The organism is Streptomyces sp. NPDC047043 (genome assembly GCF_040644055.1).
Lineage (GTDB): Bacteria > Actinomycetota > Actinomycetes > Streptomycetales > Streptomycetaceae > Streptomyces.
The window spans coordinates 16,389-33,832 of record NZ_JBEYVO010000008.1 but is presented as its reverse complement, the minus strand read 5'-3'; the positions used below and the strand labels follow the sequence as shown (position 1 = coordinate 33,832).

The 17,444-nt window shown below is 70.1% G+C and carries 18 protein-coding genes; 10 read left to right on the top strand and 8 right to left on the bottom strand.

Annotation, left to right across the window (positions count from 1 at the left end; translation table 11 throughout):
- Positions 1-50: 50 nt before the first annotated feature.
- The 4 genes from ABZ880_RS13935 to ABZ880_RS13920 are packed head-to-tail and all read left to right on the top strand — an operon-like array spanning position 51 to position 4,562.
- Positions 51-1,019, top strand: a complete 969-nt coding sequence (locus tag ABZ880_RS13935; RefSeq protein ID WP_361261142.1) for a sugar ABC transporter permease — start codon at positions 51-53, stop codon at positions 1,017-1,019.
- An 18-nt stretch (positions 1,020-1,037) separates the two neighbouring features.
- Positions 1,038-1,961 carry a carbohydrate ABC transporter permease gene (locus ABZ880_RS13930; protein WP_361261140.1) on the top strand — a complete coding sequence of 308 codons (924 nt, stop codon included), beginning with the start codon at positions 1,038-1,040 and terminating at the stop codon, positions 1,959-1,961.
- 10 nt (positions 1,962-1,971) lie between these two features.
- On the top strand, positions 1,972-3,321 hold the full coding sequence (locus ABZ880_RS13925; protein ID WP_361261138.1) for a sugar ABC transporter substrate-binding protein: 1,350 nt from the start codon (positions 1,972-1,974) through the stop codon (positions 3,319-3,321).
- 38 nt (positions 3,322-3,359) lie between these two features.
- Positions 3,360-4,562: a Gfo/Idh/MocA family oxidoreductase gene (locus tag ABZ880_RS13920; RefSeq protein ID WP_361261804.1), complete on the top strand. Its 1,203-nt coding sequence runs from the start codon at positions 3,360-3,362 to the stop codon at positions 4,560-4,562.
- Positions 4,563-4,610: 48 nt separating this feature from the next.
- Here ABZ880_RS13920 and ABZ880_RS13915 read toward each other — a convergent pair whose 3' ends face one another.
- Both ABZ880_RS13915 and ABZ880_RS13910 read right to left on the bottom strand, forming a co-directional pair.
- Positions 4,611-5,309, bottom strand: a complete 699-nt coding sequence (locus ABZ880_RS13915) for a L,D-transpeptidase family protein (protein ID WP_361261136.1) — start codon at positions 5,307-5,309, stop codon at positions 4,611-4,613.
- Positions 5,310-5,469: 160 nt separating this feature from the next.
- The gene (locus ABZ880_RS13910) at positions 5,470-6,267 is read right to left on the bottom strand and encodes an SDR family NAD(P)-dependent oxidoreductase (protein ID WP_361261134.1); all 798 of its coding nucleotides are present in this window, start codon (positions 6,265-6,267) and stop codon (positions 5,470-5,472) included.
- Between the two features lie 49 nt (positions 6,268-6,316).
- Here ABZ880_RS13910 and ABZ880_RS13905 point away from each other — a divergent pair, with 49 nt between their 5' ends.
- Entirely contained in the window at positions 6,317-6,865 is a 549-nt protein-coding gene (locus tag ABZ880_RS13905; RefSeq protein WP_361261132.1) for a hypothetical protein, read from the top strand.
- On the opposite strand, the gene ABZ880_RS13900 is transcribed toward ABZ880_RS13905, so the two are convergent.
- From ABZ880_RS13900 to ABZ880_RS13880, 5 genes are all read right to left on the bottom strand, one after another.
- Complete coding sequence (locus ABZ880_RS13900; protein ID WP_361261130.1) at positions 6,856-7,770, bottom strand: SDR family oxidoreductase; 915 nt, start codon at positions 7,768-7,770, stop codon at positions 6,856-6,858. The genes ABZ880_RS13905 and ABZ880_RS13900 overlap by 10 nt on opposite strands.
- A gap of 119 nt (positions 7,771-7,889) precedes the next feature.
- Positions 7,890-8,300: a hypothetical protein gene (locus tag ABZ880_RS13895; RefSeq protein WP_361261128.1), complete on the bottom strand. Its 411-nt coding sequence runs from the start codon at positions 8,298-8,300 to the stop codon at positions 7,890-7,892.
- A gap of 17 nt (positions 8,301-8,317) precedes the next feature.
- Positions 8,318-8,692 carry a DUF4180 domain-containing protein gene (locus ABZ880_RS13890; protein WP_361261126.1) on the bottom strand — a complete coding sequence of 125 codons (375 nt, stop codon included), beginning with the start codon at positions 8,690-8,692 and terminating at the stop codon, positions 8,318-8,320.
- 85 nt (positions 8,693-8,777) lie between these two features.
- Entirely contained in the window at positions 8,778-9,407 is a 630-nt protein-coding gene (locus tag ABZ880_RS13885) for an MBL fold metallo-hydrolase (RefSeq protein ID WP_361261124.1), read from the bottom strand.
- The gene (locus ABZ880_RS13880) at positions 9,407-10,495 is read right to left on the bottom strand and encodes an S-(hydroxymethyl)mycothiol dehydrogenase (protein ID WP_361261122.1); all 1,089 of its coding nucleotides are present in this window, start codon (positions 10,493-10,495) and stop codon (positions 9,407-9,409) included. Before ABZ880_RS13880 ends, ABZ880_RS13885 begins: the two co-directional genes overlap by 1 nt.
- Positions 10,496-10,677: 182 nt before the next feature.
- On the opposite strand from ABZ880_RS13880, the gene ABZ880_RS13875 reads away from it, so the two are divergent.
- Complete coding sequence (locus ABZ880_RS13875) at positions 10,678-12,432, top strand: ABC transporter ATP-binding protein (RefSeq protein WP_361261120.1); 1,755 nt, start codon at positions 10,678-10,680, stop codon at positions 12,430-12,432.
- Between the two features lie 6 nt (positions 12,433-12,438).
- Here the strand turns inward: ABZ880_RS13875 and ABZ880_RS13870 are convergent, their stop codons facing one another.
- Positions 12,439-13,284, bottom strand: coding sequence for a (2Fe-2S)-binding protein (locus tag ABZ880_RS13870; RefSeq protein ID WP_361261118.1), 846 nt, complete (start codon positions 13,282-13,284; stop codon positions 12,439-12,441).
- Between the two features lie 208 nt (positions 13,285-13,492).
- Here ABZ880_RS13870 and ABZ880_RS13865 point away from each other — a divergent pair, with 208 nt between their 5' ends.
- From ABZ880_RS13865 to ABZ880_RS13850, 4 genes are read left to right on the top strand one after another with little or no spacing between them, the layout of a single operon-like run.
- Positions 13,493-14,485, top strand: coding sequence for an iron ABC transporter permease (locus ABZ880_RS13865; RefSeq protein ID WP_361261802.1), 993 nt, complete (start codon positions 13,493-13,495; stop codon positions 14,483-14,485).
- On the top strand, positions 14,482-15,531 hold the full coding sequence (locus tag ABZ880_RS13860) for an iron ABC transporter permease (protein ID WP_361261116.1): 1,050 nt from the start codon (positions 14,482-14,484) through the stop codon (positions 15,529-15,531). The genes ABZ880_RS13865 and ABZ880_RS13860 overlap by 4 nt, the downstream gene beginning before the upstream one ends.
- A 35-nt stretch (positions 15,532-15,566) precedes the next feature.
- Positions 15,567-16,376 carry an ABC transporter ATP-binding protein gene (locus tag ABZ880_RS13855; protein WP_361261799.1) on the top strand — a complete coding sequence of 270 codons (810 nt, stop codon included), beginning with the start codon at positions 15,567-15,569 and terminating at the stop codon, positions 16,374-16,376.
- A 33-nt stretch (positions 16,377-16,409) separates the two neighbouring features.
- On the top strand, positions 16,410-17,429 hold the full coding sequence (locus ABZ880_RS13850) for an iron-siderophore ABC transporter substrate-binding protein (RefSeq protein WP_361261114.1): 1,020 nt from the start codon (positions 16,410-16,412) through the stop codon (positions 17,427-17,429).
- Positions 17,430-17,444 lie beyond the last annotated feature (15 nt).

Genomic DNA, 17,444 nt, shown 5'->3' with positions numbered 1-17,444 from the left:
CAAAAGTAAGTGGCCCGAGGACGAGCCGCCGCAGACGAGGGAGTCTCCCGATGACCATCGCCTCCAGCAGCCCTCCGTCGCGTCTGCCACTGAGCAGCGCCGAAGGGGCGGGCAGCAAACAGAGGACCGGACGACGGGCCAAGGCCCGTGAGAGCGGAGGCGACGGGCGGCTGGCCGCGGTGTTCATCGCACCGGCGCTGCTGGGCTTCACGGTCTTCCTGCTCTGGCCGACGCTGCGGGGCATCTACTTGAGCTTCACCCGCTTCAACCTGCTCACTCCGGCGGAGTGGGTGGGGTTCGACAACTACGTGCGGATGGTCCACGACCCCATCTTCTGGGACTCGTTGAAGGTCACCGTCGAGTACGTGGTCATCAACATCGGCATCCAGACGGTCTCCGCCCTCGCGATCGCCGTGCTGCTGCAGCGGTTGACGCAGTCGGCCGTGCTGCGCGGGATCGTGCTCACGCCGTATCTGATGTCGAACGTCGTGGCCGGCATCGTCTGGCTGTGGATCCTGGACACCCAGCTGGGCATCGGCAACGAGATCATCTCGGCGATCGGGTTCGACCACATCCCCTTCCTGGCGGACGAGACCTGGGCCATCCCGACGATCGCGCTGATCAACGTGTGGAGGCACGTCGGGTACACCGCGCTCCTGCTGTTCGCCGGACTGCAGGCCATCCCGAACGACGTGTACGAGGCCGCCAAGGTGGACGGCGCGAGCGAGTGGCGGATGTTCTGGCGGATCACGATGCCGCTGCTTCGGCCGGTGCTCGCAGTGGTGCTGATCATGACGGTGATCGGTTCGTTCCAGGTGTTCGACACGGTCGCCGTGACGACCGCGGGCGGTCCGGCGAACGCCACCAACGTCCTGCAGTTCTACATCTACGGCGCCGCGTTCGGCCGCTTCCAGTTCGGCTATGCCTCGGCGATGTCCGTGGCCCTGCTCGTCGTGCTGAGCGCGATCACCGTCCTGCAGTACCGGCTCACCCGGGCCGGCCAGAGCGATCTCGGCTGACGGAAGGGAGACACCGACATGGCTGCCGTGACCACCACTGCAACGACACACGTACGGCCCGCCAGGCGCCGGCCCTCCTTCGGACGGGTCGTGGCCTGGGCGGCGATGGCCGCGATCGTGCTCGTCACCCTGCTGCCGTTCTACTGGATCCTGCGCACCGCACTGTCCGCCAACAGCGGTCTGGCCGCCCACCCCGGCGACCCGCTGCCGGTCGATGTGACGGCCGGCGGTTTCGAGCGGGCGCTCGGTCTGCAGTCGACCAAGGAGGCGATCGCTCAGGGCGGTGCGGGCGGCGGGCTGAAGTTCTGGCGCTATCTGCTCAACTCGGTGATCGTCTCGACACTGATCACCGTCTGCCAGATCTTCTTCTCCTCGATGGCCGCGTACGCCTTCGCACGGCTGCGCTGGCGCGGCCGGGACAAGGTGTTCGGGCTGTTCCTGGCCGGGCTGATGGTGCCGACCATCTTCACCCTGCTGCCGAACTTCGTGCTCATCAAGCAACTCGGCCTGGTGGACACGCTGTTGGGGATCGCCCTGCCGACGATGTTCATGACACCGTTCGCGGTGTTCTTCCTGCGCCAGTTCTTCATGAACATCCCCTCCGAGGTGGAGGAGGCGGCGCTGCTCGACGGCGCGGGCAAGGTACGGATCTTCTTCCGGGTGCTGCTGCCGATGGCGTCCACGCCGATCCTGACGCTGGCCGTACTGACGTACATCACCGCCTGGAACGACTACTTCTGGCCGCTGATGGTGTCGTACAGCGACAGCTCGCGCGTGCTCACCGTGGCGCTGGCCATCTTCCGGGCGCAGACCCCGCAGACCGGCACCGACTGGTCGGGCCTGATGGCGGCGACGCTCATCGCGGCCCTGCCGATGCTCGTGCTGTTCGGGTTCTTCGCGCGCCGCATCGTCGGCTCCATCAGCTTCACCGGCATCAAGTAAGGGGACGGACATGCGAGTTCGGATGCGTACGGTCGCGGCACTGACCGGAGCACTGGCGCTGTCCCTGGTGAGCGGCTGCGCGAAGGGCGGGGGCACCGGGTCGTCGGCGAACACGGTGACGTACTGGCTGTGGGACGCCAACCAGCTGCCCGCCTACCAGGCCTGTGCGAAGGGGTTCGAGAGGCAGAATCCGGGCCTGAAGGTGAAGATCACGCAGATGGGCTGGGACGACTACTGGACCAAGCTCACCGCGAGCTTCATCGCCGGCACCCAGCCGGACGTGTTCACCGACCACATCCAGAAGTTCGGCCAGTTCGCGGACCTGAAGGTGCTGGAGCCGCTGGACGACCTGGACATCGACGACTCCGCCTACCAGCCCGGCCTCGCCGCCAACTGGATCGGGCAGGACGGCCACCGCTACGGCGCGCCCAAGGACTGGGACACGGTCGCCCTCTTCTACAACGAGAAGGCGGCCAAGGCCGCGGGCCTCACCGCCGAGCAGCTGAACGACCTGTCCTGGAACCCCAAGGACGGCGGCACCTTCGAGAAGGCCATCGCGCACCTGACCGTCGACAAGAACGGCAAGCGGGGCGACGAACCCGGCTTCGACAAGAACAACGTCAAGACCTACGGCCTGGCCAGCAACGGTGGCGGTGACGGCGACGGGCAGACGCAGTGGAGCAACTTCGCCGCCTCCGCGGGCTGGAGCTACACCGACAAGAAGCGGTGGGGCACCAAGTACCAGTACGACTCCAAGACCTTCCAGTCGGCCATCAAGTGGTACTTCGGGCTGGCGAAGAAGGGCTACATGGCGCCCTTCACCGCCTACAACTCCCAGTCCAGTCCGGGCAACGCGCAGGTGGCGGCGGGCAAGGCGGCGGCCACGTTCGACGGGGCGTGGATGATCTCGACGTATGCCGGCTTCAAGGGCATGAAGATCGCCACCGCGCTCACCCCCGAGGGTCCCACGGGCAAGCGCGCCACGATGATGAACGGCCTCGCGGACTCCGTCACCAAGAACGCCACCAACAAGGCGGGCGCGAAGAAGTGGGTGCAGTACCTGGCGTCGAACGAGTGCCAGAAGACGGTGGGCAGTTACGGCATCGTCTTCCCGGCCACGCCCGACGGTACGAAAGCCGCAGTGGCCGCGTACAAGAAGAAGGGCATCGACGTCACGGCCTTCACGAAGCCGGTCGCCGACAAGAGGGACTTCACCACCTTCTCCTATCCGATCACCAACTACGCGGCCGACGTGTTTGCGTTGATGCACCCGGCCATGCAGGACATCTACGGCAACGGCAAGTCCGCGAGCAGCCTGAACCAGACCAACAGCCAGATCAACCTGATACTCGACCAGTGAGTCGACCTGTCACTCGACCCATGAAGGGCATGCCTTACATGACGTTCTCCCTCGGCATCGTCGGCGCCGGCCAGTTCTCCGGCCAGTTCGCCACGCTGTTCCAGGCCCACCCCGGAGTCGGCGACGTCTACGTCACCGACCTGCTGCCCGAGCGCGCCGAACAACTCGCCGCCGCACAGGGGTTGGCGGGCACCTTCCCCTCCTACGAGGCCATGCTGGAGTCCCCGGCCGTGGACGCGGTCGCCATCTTCACACAGCGCTGGACCCACGGACCGCTGGTCCTGCAGGGCCTGAACGCGGGCAAGCACGTGTACTCCGCGGTCCCCATGGCGATCGCCACGGAGGAGATCGCCGCCATCATCGACGCGGTCAAGGCGACCGGGCTGACGTACATGATGGGCGAGACCAGCCAGTACAACCCGGCAACCGTGCACGCCCGCAACCAGATCGCCACGGGCGCGTTCGGGCGGATCTTCTACGCCGAGGGCGACTACGTCCACGACATGGATCTGGGGTTCTACGAGGCGTACCAGTACAGCGGCGGCGAGAACTGGAAGCAGACGGCCAGCTATCCCCCGCTGCTGTACCCCACGCACTCGGTGGGCGGTGTGCTCGGCGCCTGGCAGACGCACGCGGTGAGTGTGTCGGCGATCGGTGTGGTCGACGAGCGCGGCGACGGCGTCTTCGACAAGGACGTCAGCCAGTTCGGCAACGACTTCTCCAACGCGACCGCACTGTTCGAGGTGGCGGGCGGCGGTTCGTTCCGTACGAACGAGTTCCGGAGGGTCGGCTATCCCTCGCACATCCGGGAGTCCCGTTTCCGGTTCTTCGGCACCGACGCGAGCATGGAGCAGCTCGCGACGGTCGCGCTGTGGCAGGACAAGAAGGGCGTGCAGGACATCAGCGAGCTGCTGGAGCCCAAGCCCACCATGTCTCCTGACGACCCGTCACTTCAGCACATCGCGCCGGAACTCCGGGCCGCCTTCACCTCGGGATCGGCGCCGGTGCACGACCGCGCGCGGCTGCCGCGGGAGTTCGACAACCTGCACAACGGACACGAGGGCAGCCACCATTTCCTGGTCGACGACTTCGTGACCGCCGTGAACACACGGTCGCTGCCGTCGGTGAACGCATGGGTGGCCGCCCGCTACACCCTGCCGGGCATCGTCGCGCACGATTCGGCACGGCAGGGCGGGGCCAGGCTGGAGATCCCGGACTTCGGGGACGCCCCCGAGGTGTAGGGCCCGGCCCTCGGATCAGCCCGGCGCGAGCCGGGTGCCTGCGCTGCGTCAGGTGCCCGGCTTGCGGCCGTACACGAAGACGTCGTCGCCCGTCTTCAGCAGCGACCAGTACTTCTTGGCCGTGGTCGAGGTCATGTTGACGCAGCCGTGCGAACCCGGCGGGTTCCACATGCTGAGGCTGACCGAGTGGAAGGCCTGGCCGCCGTCGAAGAACTGGCTGTAGGGCATCGGCACGTTGTAGATGTTCGAGACGTGGTCGATGTCCCGCCAGTAGATCTTCTTCAGACCGGTGCGGGTCTCGTAGCCGTCGCGGCCGGTGCGGACCGGGACGGGGCCGTAGACGAGCCTGCTGCCGTCCTGGATCCAGCTGAGCTGGAGGGTGAGGTTCACGCAGGCGATGCGGCCCTTGTTGGTCGGGCACTTGCCGTCCTTGTTGGGGTTGTTCCCGACGGCCTTCTGCTTGTTCATGAGATCCATCACGCCCCAGGTGACGGACCCGGCGTAGCCGATGTTCGGCGTGATGCCGTGCTTGGTCTGGAAGGCCTTGATGGCCTTGCAGTCGGTGGCGGACTGCTTTCCGTCGACCGGCAGGCCGAGGAACTTCTCCACCTGCTTCTGGTAGGGCCCGGTGCTCGTGGTGCAGCCCGTGGCCGCCTGGGCGGGTGCGGTGCCCAGTGCGAGCGTGAGCGGTGCCACCAGTCCGGTGATGCCGAGCGCGACGGCTCCCCGTCTGCGTATGTCCCCCATGGCAGGCCTTGCCTTTCGTGCGGAATGGACGTCTGATCTGCGAGCTCTGCCAGCTAGACCGGTATCCGGCGCGATCGGTTGCAGGGCCCACTCACGATGCGACGAAACGGTGACATTCGCAGTGCCGCAGGTCACAGCGTGATCATTGCCGCAGAGGTGCTCAGACGTCCCTGTTCTGGCGGGTGGCCCTTAGGAATCCCGTGTTCACCGCGGTGACGCCGCCGTCGACCGTGAGGGCGGTGCCGGTGATCCAGGACGCGTCGCGGGAGGCGAGGAAGGCCACGGCGGCGGCGATGTCGTCCGGTTCGCCGACCCGGCCCAGTGGATAGAGGCTGCGCATGGCCTCGAGCTCGTCGTCCCGGCCCTCCCACGCCGAGGTCCGCACCGTGCCCGGCACCACGAGGTTGACGCGGACACCGCGGGCGGCGACATGCGCGGCCATGGTGCGGGTCAGGGAGCCGAGGCCGGCCTTCGCGGCGCTGTAGGCGTGGTTGCCGAAGTCCTGCAGGGCGTTGACCGAGCCGATGTTGACGACGGCGCCACGGCCGGTGGCGGCCAGGTGCGGGAGGGCGGCGCGGCAGCAGCGGTAGGTGCCGGTCAGGGTGATGTCGAGGTCGAGGTCCCAGGCGTCGTCCGGGCCGTCCTCGAAGAGCGGGGTGTCCGGGGTGCAGTGCGCGGCGCTGTTGACCAGGACCTCCAGCGAGCCGAACGCGTCGACGGCATGCGCGACGGCCGCCTCCACGGATGCCCGGTCGGCCACGTCGCACGCCAACGCCTCGGCGGCGAGACCCAGTTCACGCAGCCTGGCCGCGGTCTTCTCCGCCTCGGGCGGATCGACGTCGGTCACCAGGACCCGCGCCCCCTCCTCGGCGAGCCGCCGGGCGACGGCGGCGCCGATGCCGCGGGCGGCGCCGGTGACGAGAACCCCGTATCCCTCGAAGCGCTTGGTGTCAGCCATGGGCCGAACCTACTCCCGGGACGATCAACCGGGCAGATACGGTGCGCTCATGTCTGCGTTCATACAGCAACTTCCCGCGCTCATCGGTGTCGTCATCGGTGCGCTGGGCTCGTATCTGGCGGTCGTGCGGGGCGACCGGGCGAGGTTCCGGCGCGAGCAGGCGGCGCGCTGGGAGGAGAGACGGCTGGCGGTGTACGGCGACTACGCGCGGTCGGTGAAGGCGACGGTCACGGTGACGTACCGGGTCGCCGCCGAGCACGGCAACGATCCGCACCCGGATCCCCTCGCCCTCGACGAGGCCAGGCCGCTGCTGGCCGAGGCGACCACCGGCCGGGATCCGTCGGGCGAGGCACTGATCATGCTGGGCAGCCCCGCGGTGGTGGACATGGCACGGGCATGGGTCATGACGGCCATGGAGATGGAACGGTTCGTGCGCGAGGGCACACGGGATCCGGAGGCCTGGCAGGCCTTGCTGGAGCGGCAGCGCGTCGGGCGTGAGGGCTACTACACGGCCGTACGGGAAGACCTCGGCCTCCCGCCCGGCCACTCGGCACGCTGGGCTCTCCCCGCCGCGGACCCGGTGTCTCCTCAGCGATAGCCGGTGGTGTCCGCCGGCTTCCCCGCGTCCTGCACCTCGACGACGTAGCGCCAGGCGTCCGGTCGGCTGCCGTCGAGGTCCGTGAAGCCGTACTCCTGGGCGAGGGAGCCGCTGGAGAGGGAGTCTCCGTTCCAGCGGGCCACCTCCGGGTCGGCGGCGAGGGCGGCGACGGCCCGGCCGACGTAGCGCGGGGTCTCGGAGATGGCGAAGTGGGGGACGCGGTCGAGGGCGTCGCGCCAGTTGTCCTCGCGTACGCCGAAGTTGTCGAGCATCATCTCCGAGCGCAGCCAGCCCGGGGTCAGGGCGACGGCGGTGGCGCCGCGGGGGCCGAGTTCACGGCCGAGGGCGAAGGCCATGCGCAGGACGGAGGACTTGGCGAGGTCGTAGAAGAAGGAGTTGCGGTAGTTCGCGCGGTTGTAGTCGTCCGTGCCGTCGGTCATCTCCACGACCAGTCCGCCGGGGTGGCGCAGGAGCAGCGGCAGAGCGTGGTGACAGGTGATCGCGTGGGTCTCGACGGCGAGCCGGAGCAGCCTGAGCCCGTTGTCGAGGTCGTGCTCCCAGACGGGGCTGTCCCACTCGAAGAGCTTCTCACCGCCCCAGATGTCGTTGACGAGGACGTCGAGGCGGCCCTGCTCGTCCGCGATGCGGTCCACGAGAGCGCGGACCTGGGCGGGCTCGAGGTGGTCGGTGGGGACGGCGATGCCCCGGCCACCCGTCTCGGTGACGAGGTCGGCGGTGTCCTCGATGGTCTCGGGGCGGTCGTACTCGGAGCGCTGTGCGTGGGTGCTGCGTCCGGTGACGTAGACGGTGGCGCCGGCCGCGCCGAGCTCCACGGCGATCCCGCGGCCCGCGCCGCGTGTCGCTCCGGCTACCAGCGCGACCTTGCCCTTCAGCGGCTGTGACATGTCCGGCCTCCCGTTGAACGCGTTGTCGCCTTCACACTGCCGGGTAAGCCGGACACCTTCTGTCGTCTTTACGGGCGCGTCTTCTTCATGGGTCTACGGCCGCGTCCGGGTGGGTGGTGTCACTCCGGCTGCGTCACCGTCAGCGCCCACCGGATCGTCTCCGCCGACGCGTCGATGCCCACGGAGAAGGATCCCCACTGGACCACACCCGGGTCCAGGGTCACCGAGCCGACGTCGGCGGTCCCGGCAGGGCAGTCGACGGAGAAGTCGGCCACCGGTGTTTCCTGCGAGCGCATCGTCACCTGCACGCTGCCGCCGCCCTCGCAGGCCACGGTGAGCACGGTCGGCAGCCCCGGGTTCGCTCCCGCCGACACCACCCCGCCGTCGCCCGTCTGCTCGGGCACCCACACCAGACCGTCCGGCCCGGGGTGCGGCAGCAGCACATCGTCGGCCGCGGAGGCGGTCCCGGTCACGGCCGCCACCGTCCCCAAGGCCGCCACTGCTGCCAGAAGAACATTGGTACGTCTCACGCTTACTCCCCTGATGATCAGTTGTGGAGCCGGAGTTTCGCCTCGAGTTCGTCGAAGTCCGCGAGGATCCACACCTGGCTGCCCTGGTTGGTCTCGTGGACGAAGTCGCGCAGGGCGGTGCTCTCGGTGACGTGCCAGGACACGTCCCCCACCACGGCGAGGCGCACCCGGTAGTTGACGAACTTCTGCATGACCGCGCCCGCGACCCCCGACCGCAGCCGGAAGAACTCGTCGGCCACCCGCTCGACGGGCACCGCGACCAGCTCGGCGTCCTGACCCATCGCGTCGCCGATCAGATCGAGCGCGGCGCTCTCGCCGTCCAGTGACGGACCGTCGGAGGCCAGGCGCAGAACGCGTACGTCGTGCAGGGTCACAAGCGTGTTGGTGGTCATGGGGCGTGATCGTACGGTCGGGTCCCGCCCCTGACCACGGGTTTTCCGGCCCGACTGGTTCCGGCCCCGTCGCCGCGGTCCGGCCTCAGTGACCGCGGGCGATCCACTCCTCCAGGTGCGGGGCCTCGATGCCGATGGTGGTCGGATCGCCGTGTCCGGTAAGGACTTTGGTCTCGGGCGGGAGCGTGAGCAGGCGGTCGCGGATGGAGTCGATGATGGTCGGGAAGTGCGAGTACGACCGCCCGGTGGCACCGGGGCCGCCCTGGAAGAGGGTGTCTCCGGTGAAGACGACGCCCAGGCCCGGGTCGTGGAGGCAGACCGCGCCCGGCGCGTGGCCGGGAGTGTGGATCACCGTCAGGTCGGCCCCCGCCGCCTCGATGACCTGGCCGTCGACCAGATGGGCGTCGGGGTCGCGGTCGGGGTGGGTCTGCTTCCACAACGGCAGGTCGTCGGGGTGCAGCCAGATGGTGGCGCCGGTGCGGTCGGCGAGGGCGGGTGCCGCGTCGATGTGGTCGTTGTGGGCGTGGGTGCACACGATCGCCGTCAGCCGCCGGTCGCCGACCGCCTCGGCGATGGCGTCGGCGTCGTGCGCGGCGTCGATCACGATGACCTCGTGGTCGTCGCCGATGAGCCACACGTTGTTGTCCACGTCCCAGGTGCCGCCGTCCAGGCTGAACTGCCCCGAGGTGACCAGGCGTTCGATCCGCGCGGTCATCACAGCACCACCACCGAGCGCAGCACGTCGCCGTGGTGCATCCGCTCGAACGCCTTCTCCACCGCGTCGAGTTCGATGGTCTCGGTGACGAACGCGGCCAGATCCAGCCGGCCCTGCAGGTGCAGGTCGATCAGCATCGGGAAGTCCCGCGAAGGCAGGCAGTCGCCGTACCAGGACGACTTCAGCGCCCCGCCCCGCCCGAACACGTCCAGCAGCGGCAGCTCCAGCTTCATCTCCGGGGTCGGCACCCCGACCAGGACGACGGTGCCGGCCAGGTCACGGGCGTAGAAGGCCTGCCGGTAGGTCTCCGGGCGGCCGACCGCCTCGATGACCACGTCGGCGCCGAAGCCCCCGGTCAGCTCGCGGATCGCCTCCACCGGGTCGGTCTCACGCGAGTTGACGGTGTGGGTGGCGCCCATCTCGCGGGCCTTGGCCAGCTTGTTCGCGTCGATGTCCACCGCGATGATCTTCGCGGCGCCGGCCAGCCGCGCCCCGGCCACGGCCGCATCGCCCACCCCGCCGCAGCCGATCACCGCGACGGTGTCGCCGCGGCCGACGCTGCCGGTGTTGATCGCCGCGCCGATGCCCGCCATCACCCCGCAGCCCAAGAGACCCGCCACCTGCGGCGCCACGCCCGCATCGACCTTGGTGCACTGCCCGGCCGCGACCAGGGTCTTCTCCGCGAACGCGCCGATGCCCAGCGCCGGGGACAGCTCCTGGCCGGTCGCGGCGAGAGTCATCTTCTGCTTCGCGTTGTGGGTGTTGAAGCAGTACCAGGGCCGCCCCCGCAGACAGGCCCGGCACTGCCCGCACACCGCACGCCAGTTGAGGATCACGAAGTCACCGGGCGCGACATCGGTGACACCCTCGCCGACCGCCTCCACCACCCCCGCGGCCTCGTGCCCGAGCAGGAAGGGGAAGTCGTCGCTGATGCCGCCCTGCTTGTAGTGCAGGTCGGTGTGGCACACCCCGCAGGCCTGGATCTTCACCACGGCCTCGCCGGGACCGGGATCCGGGACGACGATCGTCTCCACCCGCACCGGCTCGCCCTTGCCCGGTGCGATCACACCCCGTACTTCCTGCGCCATGGTGTTGAACCCTTCCGTCAGCCTCGGTACGTCCCTCCCGACCCTACGGGTGACTGATCGGTAACGGCATCGCGGCTCCCGCCGCGCAGCCCCGCGCACCGCCCTCCTGCCGCGCAATCGACAGGCCGGGCGGGAGACGGCGGACGTAGCCTGAATGCTCCGCACGACTGCTGAGGAGCGCCGTGAGCATCGCAGAGACCCGGACCGGCCGGCCCGCCTGGCGGCTCCTGCTCGAATACGTTCGGCCGCACCGGTGGACGCTGCTCGCGGGCGCCCTGCTGTCGCTGGTCACGGGCGCCACCGGGCTGCTGCTGCCGCTGGTGGCCCGGGGGCTGATCGACGACCTGTCGCACGACCGGGCCATCACGGGCGCGCTGCTCGCCATGTCCGCCCTCGTGGTCGCCAACGCGGCGCTGGGCGCGCTGGGCTCGTACGTGCTGCGGCGCACCGCCGAGTCGGTGGTGCTCGGCGCGCGGCGCGCCCTGTCGTCGTATCTGCTGCGGCTGCGGATCACGGCGGTCGACCGCAGCGAGCCGGGCGATCTGATGTCCCGTATCACCTCGGACACGACGCTGCTGCGCGAGGTCACCACGGATTCGCTCGTCGGTCTGGGCACCGGCGGGCTCACGCTCATCGCGACCGTGGTGATGATGGGCCTGGTGGAGCCGGTGCTGCTCGCGGTCACGCTGGCGGTGATCGCCGGTGCGGGCACGGTGCTCGGTGTGATCGTGCCGCGCATCAACCGGGCGAGTCGGCAGGCGCAGGACGCGGTCGGGGTGATGGGCGCCTCGCTGGAGCGGATCCTCGGCGCGCTGCGCACGGTGAAGGCGTCCGGCGCCGAGCACCGGGAGGAGGAGACGTTGCATGCGGCGGCCGAGGAGTCGTGGCGGCAGAGCGTGCGGGCCGCCAAGTGGTCGGCGGCGGCGGGCAATACGGCCGGTCTGGCGATGCAGATCGCGTTCATCACGGTGCTCGCGGTGGGCGGGGCGCGGGTCGCGACCGGCGCCATCGGCGTGGGCACGCTGGTCGCGTTCCTGCTGTACGTCTTCTATCTGATGTCGCCGATCCAGCAGGTGGTCGGCGCGATCACGCAGTACCAGACGGGCGCCGCGGCCCTCGCCCGCATCGAGGAGGCGCTGAGCCTGCCCGCCGAACCGGCGGCCCTGCCCGCCCCGTTGCCCACCCCCGGCGCCGAACCGGCCGCGCTCGCCTTCGACGACGTGCGCTTCCGGTACGCCGACGATCTGCCGTACGTCCATCACGGGGTGACGTTCGCGGTGCCGGCCCGGGGCATGACGGCGTTCGTCGGCCCGTCCGGCGCGGGCAAGACCACGGTCTTCTCCCTCATCGAGCGGTTCTACGACCCCGAGTCCGGCGCGATCACCGTCGACGGGCGCTCGCTGGATGAGTGGGACCTGCCTCAACTCCGGTCCGCGATCGGCTATGTGGAGCAGGACGCACCGGTGCTGTCGGGTTCGCTGCGGGACAACCTGCTGCTGGGCAACCCGGAGGCCGACGACGACACCCTCACCCGCGTGCTCAAGACGACCCGCCTGGACGGCCTGGTCGCCCGGCTGCCGCGCGGCGTCGACACGCTGGTCGGGCACCGGGGCACCAAGCTGTCGGGCGGCGAACGCCAGCGCGTCGCCATCGCCCGTGCCCTGCTGCGCCGGCCGCGGCTGCTGCTCCTGGACGAGGCCACCTCGCAGCTCGACGCGGTGAACGAGGCGGCGCTGCGCGACACGGTCGCCGATGTGTCCCGTACGACCACGGTGCTCGTCGTCGCGCACCGGCTGTCCACGGTGACCATGGCCGACCGGATCGTGGTCATGGACGCGGGCCGGGTCCGCGCGGTGGGCACCCATCGCGAACTCGTGGCCGCCGACCCGCTCTATGCCGAGCTGGCGGCCACGCAGTTCCTGGCGACGGCCGGCTGACCCCGCTCAGCTCCCGAGTCGGCGCAGTCGCTCCGCGTCACCGGTGCGGGGGCAGGTCACACAGGCCTCGGCGGGCCGGATGGCGTAGAACATGCAGCATCCGCTGCGCGTTCTGGTGGCGTGCCGCCGGCCGTTCTCGCCCACCAGGTACCGGAAGTCGGCGCCGTCCGGATACGGCGGGACGGCGATCGGCAGCACCTCGTCGGCGGCCCGAACGGCGGCGCCCTCCTGGCCGAGCATCCGGCCGAGGTACCAGATGCCGGAGACGAGATCGTCGCCGACCATGCCCCACAGGGCGCGCGCCCGCCGTCGTGCGACGGGACCGATCGCGGCCAGCAGCGGACGCATGTGATCGGCGACCGCCATGCGCAACGCGGCCCGCAGCGGCTCTTCCTGAGGCACCGTCAGCACCCCGGGCAGACCGGCGAACGGGTCGTCGGCGAGGCAGGCGAGCTCGGTCCCGGGGGTAATCACGTAGGCCCCCGCGTCGAGGTCCAGTCGCAGGTCCTCGGGCCGGATCCGCGGCACCCTGCGCTCGAGGTACCAGGCGCCGCCCAGCAGCAGCCCCACGGACCAGGCGTAGTCGTGCAGAGCGCGGGAGGCGGCGACGTCACGGCGCGCGGCGACGTCGTAGCGGCCTTGGATGCGGGCCGCCTCGGCGTCGACGAAGGCGTCCAGGACCTCCGGGTCCGACACCAACTCGGCGGCCGAGAAGCCGATTTGGGTCACGTCGTCGCCCGGTTCCGCGACCTGCACGGTCAATGCTTCGCAGACGTCCGCCAACCGCCGGTACACAGCACCGAGGGCATGCGCGACGGCACCCGGTGGCAGGGTCTTCAGGGCGACGGACATGGGCGCTCCCACACAGGGGTTTCAAAGAATACTGGAAAGGCAAGGCTTACCTTATTTCACACCCGGTGAGATTGATCAACAAGCCGTCCGTAGCGTCCGACCACGAAATCCCCACGTCACAGCGACCTCATGGTCGCTTGAAAAGTAAAGGAAGGCTCACCTAAGCTCACGGCTTGTGACCGCCACCCCACCGGGTGCACCCAGCGGTGTGCCCTTCCACGCCCTCAGACATCTCCCCCTGTTCCTCGCCGGCCTCGCCGCCCTGGCGCTCTGCACGGCGCTGAGCCTCGCTCTCGGTGCCCGTTCGGTGCCCCTGTCGACGGTGGCCGACGCGCTGTTCGGCCGCACCCACGGCCGGGAGGCGCTGGTGGTGACCGGGCTGCGGCTGCCGCGTACCGTCATCGGTCTCGCCGTCGGGGCGGCGCTGGGGGTCGCCGGGGCGGTGGCCCAGGGCATCACCCGCAACCCGCTCGCGTCGCCGACCACCCTCGGCATCAACGCGGGCGCCGGTTTCGCGATGGTCGTCGCGATCTACGCGCTGAAGTTCAACGACCCTGTGCAGTATGTGTGGTTCGCGTTCGCCGGCGCGGCGGCCGCGGCGCTGTTCGCCCAGGCCCTCGCCCGCCGCGCCGGGGACATCGATCCCGTGCGGCTCGCGCTCGGCGGCACCGTCCTCCAACTCGTGCTGCTGTCCTGGACGTCGGCGGTGATGCTGCTGAACCAGCGCACGCTCGACGAGGCCCGCTTCTGGCTGGCCGGATCCCTCTCCGGCAGGCCGCTCGATGCGCTGTGGCCGGTGCTGCCGACCCTGCTGCTCGGTCTGGTGGTCGCCCTGGCGGTCTCACCCGCCCTCAACGCCCTTGCCCTGGGCGACGATTCGGCCCAGGCGCTCGGTGTCCCGGTGGCCCGCATCCGGCTGGCCGGCGGCATCGCGGTCGTGCTGCTCGCCGGGTCGGCGGTCGCCGTGGCCGGTCCGATCGCCTTCATCGGCCTCGCCGCGCCCCATCTCGTACGACCGCTGCTGGGCGGCGACCACCGGCTGCTGGTGCCCGGCTGCCTGATCGCAGGACCGTTGCTGCTGCTGTCGGCCGATGTGCTCGGCCGGATGGTGATCCGGCCTTCGGAACTGGAGGTCGGCATCGTGACGGCGTTCCTGGGCGCGCCCCTGCTGGCACTGCTTGCACGGAAGGTGGCCCGATGACCGCCGCCGTCGCAGCCGTCCGTACGAAGCCCGCGTCCCGGGTCCGGGTGCGTCGCCGTGCCCTGCTGTTCGCCGCGACCGGTCTCGTCGCCCTGCTCCTGCTGCTCACCGTGTCCCTGACGATCGGTGAGATGCCGATGCCCGCGACCACGGCGCTGCGCGCGCTGGTCGGGCTGGGGGATTCGGGGGATGTGCTGGTGGTGCAGCAGTTCCGGGCGCCGCGGGCCATGGCGGCGATCGTCGCCGGAGCGGGTCTCGGAGCGGCGGGCTGTGTGCTGCAACGGCTGTTCCGCAATCCCCTGGCATCTCCGGATGTCATGGGCGTGACAGGCGGGGCATCGCTGGGCGCCGTAGCGCTGATCGCCGCCGGAGCCTCGCAGTTGCTGATCCCGGTCGGGGCGCTCGGCGGAGGGCTGCTCGCGGCGCTGCTGCTGGGCGTGTTCGCCTGGCGGTCGGGGCTCGCCGTGACGCGGCTGGTGCTCACCGGGCTGGCCGTGCAGGCGGGGCTGGCCGCCGCCGTGAACCTGATGATCGTGCGCTTCCCGGCCGAGCTCGCCGGGTCGGCGCTGCAGTGGACGACCGGTTCGGTGTACGGGCGGACATGGACGGAGGTGTGGGGAGCGGGCGGCGCCATGGTGCTCGCGCTCGCCGTCGCCCTCGTACTGCACCGGAGGCTGGCCGTGCTCGACCTCGGGGACGACTCGGCGGCCGCGCTGGGACTCAGGACGTCGGCCGCACGTCTCCAACTCCTGTTCGTCGCCGTGGCGTTGGCATCGCTGGCCGCCGCACTCGCCGGTCCGGTGACGTTCGTGGCGCTCGCGGTGCCGCACATCGTGCGGTTCGTGACCGGGCCGCCGACGGCCGCCTCCCTGGGCCTGGCGAGCCTCACCGGAGCGGTGCTGCTGCTCGCCTCCGACCTGGTGGTGCAGCACCTGCTGCCGGTCGAGGGACTTCCGGTGGGCGCGGTCACGGCCACGCTCGGGGCGCCCTGGCTGCTGGTGCTGATGTTCCGGCAGAGCTCGCCCGTGCAGAGGAGTCACGCATGACCGGCGTACAGGAAGAAGCCCTTCAGGAGCCGCACATGACCAACCAGCTGGAAACCCGGGGCCTCGATCTGCGCTACGGCGACCGGGTCGTCGTCGGCGGGCTCGACCTGACGCTGCCGGGCGGCGCCGTCACCGCGATCGTCGGGCCCAACGCCTGTGGAAAGTCGACCCTGTTGCGCGGTCTGAGCCGGCTGCTCGCGCCGTCCGCCGGCAGCGTCACGCTCGACGGCGCCGACATCCACCGGATGCCCGCCCGCACCCTGGCCCGCCGGATGGGCCTGCTGCCGCAGCAGCCGGTCACACCGGAGGCGATCACCGTCGAGGCGCTCGTACGCCTGGGCCGCTACCCGCACCAGCGGCTGCTGAGCCCCTGGTCGGCCGCCGACCAGCAGGCGGTGGAGGCCGCCCTGGAGCGCACCGGTACCGCGGCCCTGCGCGACCAGCCCGTCGACCGGCTCTCCGGCGGTCAGCGTCAACGCGCCTGGATCGCGCTGGCGTTGGCACAGGACACCGAACTGCTGCTGCTCGACGAACCGACCACCTTTCTCGACCTCAGGCACCAGCTCGACGTCCTCGACCTGGTCGCCGCGCTGCACGCCGAGGCGGGCCGCACCGTGGTGATGGTGCTGCACGACCTCGGACAGGCCGCCCGCTACGCGGACCACATGGTGGTCCTCAAGGACGGCCGCCTCGCCGCCGCCGGCACCCCGGCCGACGTCCTGGACGTGGACCTGGTCAGGTCTGTGTTCGAGGTGGACTGCCGGGTGATCCCCGACCCGGAGACCGGCACCCCGCTGGTCGTTCCGAAGAGCAGTGCGGTGCGGCACACCGCCGCGCCCGCCTGACCCGTGACACCCCTACCAGAAAGACCACCCCCCATGTTCAAGAGCTCTCCCCTGCGCGGAATCGGCCGGCTGATCGCCGTGCTGCTGTCCGTCGTGCTCGGTGCGGCCGTACTGGCCGCATGCGGCAGCGAGAAGACCGACGCGGCCGACACGGCGAACGCCGCCGGCTCGTCGTCGGCCGGCTTCCCGCGCACCCTCAAGACCGTGATGGGCGACGTCAAGATCCCGTCGAAGCCGAAGCGGGTCGTCGTGCTCGACACCGGTGAGCTGGACGACGTCACCCTGCTCGGCATCGACCCGGTCGGTGCGGTCGCCCCGCACTTCAAGACCGAGGGCGGCTTCCCGACGTATCTCAAGGGCGAGTTGAGCGGCACCGCGGACGTCGGTCCGCTGCTCGAGCCCAACCTCGAGAAGATCGCCTCGCTCAAGCCCGATCTGATCCTGTCCTCCAAGGTCCGCCACGAGAAGGTCTACGACAAGCTCAGCGCGATCGCCCCGACCGTCTTCACCGAGACCACCGGCGGTGTCTGGAAGCAGAACCTGAAGGTGCACGCCGAGGCGCTGGGCCTGGAGAAGGAGGCCGCGGCGAAGCTGAAGGAGTACGAGACGCAGGCCAAGGCGCTGGGTGCGGCGATCAAGAAGAAGGACGGCGGCACCATGCCGACCGCGTCCGTGGTCCGCTTCATCGCCGGTCCGACCCGCCTGTACCAGTCCAACTCCTACAGCGGTGTCGTCCTGAACGACATCGGCTTCAAGCGGCCCAAGTCCCAGGTCTCCAACGACCCCGAGGTCACGATGAAGGACGTCAGCCCCGAGGAGATCGACCAGGCCGACGCCGACCTGATCTTCGTCACCTCGGCCGACGTCGACGACAAGACCCAGAAGAAGCAGGTCACCTCCAACCCGGTCTGGAAGTCCCTCCCGGCCGTCAAGGACGGCAAGGTCTACGAGGTCCCGGACGAGACCTGGATGTCCGGCATCGGCGTCCAGGCCGCCGAGCAGATGCTCAAGGACGTGGCGAAGGCCACCGGCGCGGAGCTCCCGAAGAAGTAACTCCCGCTCTTTCGG

Coding starts and splice junctions, on each gene's coding strand:
- ABZ880_RS13935 (WP_361261142.1), top strand. CDS start 51: ATGACCATCGCCTCCAGCAGCCCTCCGTCGCGTCTGCCACTGAGCAGC.
- ABZ880_RS13930 (WP_361261140.1), top strand. CDS start 1,038: ATGGCTGCCGTGACCACCACTGCAACGACACACGTACGGCCCGCCAGG.
- ABZ880_RS13925 (WP_361261138.1), top strand. CDS start 1,972: ATGCGAGTTCGGATGCGTACGGTCGCGGCACTGACCGGAGCACTGGCG.
- ABZ880_RS13920 (WP_361261804.1), top strand. CDS start 3,360: ATGACGTTCTCCCTCGGCATCGTCGGCGCCGGCCAGTTCTCCGGCCAG.
- ABZ880_RS13915 (WP_361261136.1), bottom strand. CDS start 5,309: ATGGGGGACATACGCAGACGGGGAGCCGTCGCGCTCGGCATCACCGGA.
- ABZ880_RS13910 (WP_361261134.1), bottom strand. CDS start 6,267: ATGGCTGACACCAAGCGCTTCGAGGGATACGGGGTTCTCGTCACCGGC.
- ABZ880_RS13905 (WP_361261132.1), top strand. CDS start 6,317: ATGTCTGCGTTCATACAGCAACTTCCCGCGCTCATCGGTGTCGTCATC.
- ABZ880_RS13900 (WP_361261130.1), bottom strand. CDS start 7,770: ATGTCACAGCCGCTGAAGGGCAAGGTCGCGCTGGTAGCCGGAGCGACA.
- ABZ880_RS13890 (WP_361261126.1), bottom strand. CDS start 8,692: ATGACCACCAACACGCTTGTGACCCTGCACGACGTACGCGTTCTGCGC.
- ABZ880_RS13885 (WP_361261124.1), bottom strand. CDS start 9,407: ATGACCGCGCGGATCGAACGCCTGGTCACCTCGGGGCAGTTCAGCCTG.
- ABZ880_RS13880 (WP_361261122.1), bottom strand. CDS start 10,495: ATGGCGCAGGAAGTACGGGGTGTGATCGCACCGGGCAAGGGCGAGCCG.
- ABZ880_RS13870 (WP_361261118.1), bottom strand. CDS start 13,284: ATGTCCGTCGCCCTGAAGACCCTGCCACCGGGTGCCGTCGCGCATGCC.
- ABZ880_RS13860 (WP_361261116.1), top strand. CDS start 14,482: ATGACCGCCGCCGTCGCAGCCGTCCGTACGAAGCCCGCGTCCCGGGTC.
- ABZ880_RS13855 (WP_361261799.1), top strand. CDS start 15,567: ATGACCAACCAGCTGGAAACCCGGGGCCTCGATCTGCGCTACGGCGAC.
- ABZ880_RS13850 (WP_361261114.1), top strand. CDS start 16,410: ATGTTCAAGAGCTCTCCCCTGCGCGGAATCGGCCGGCTGATCGCCGTG.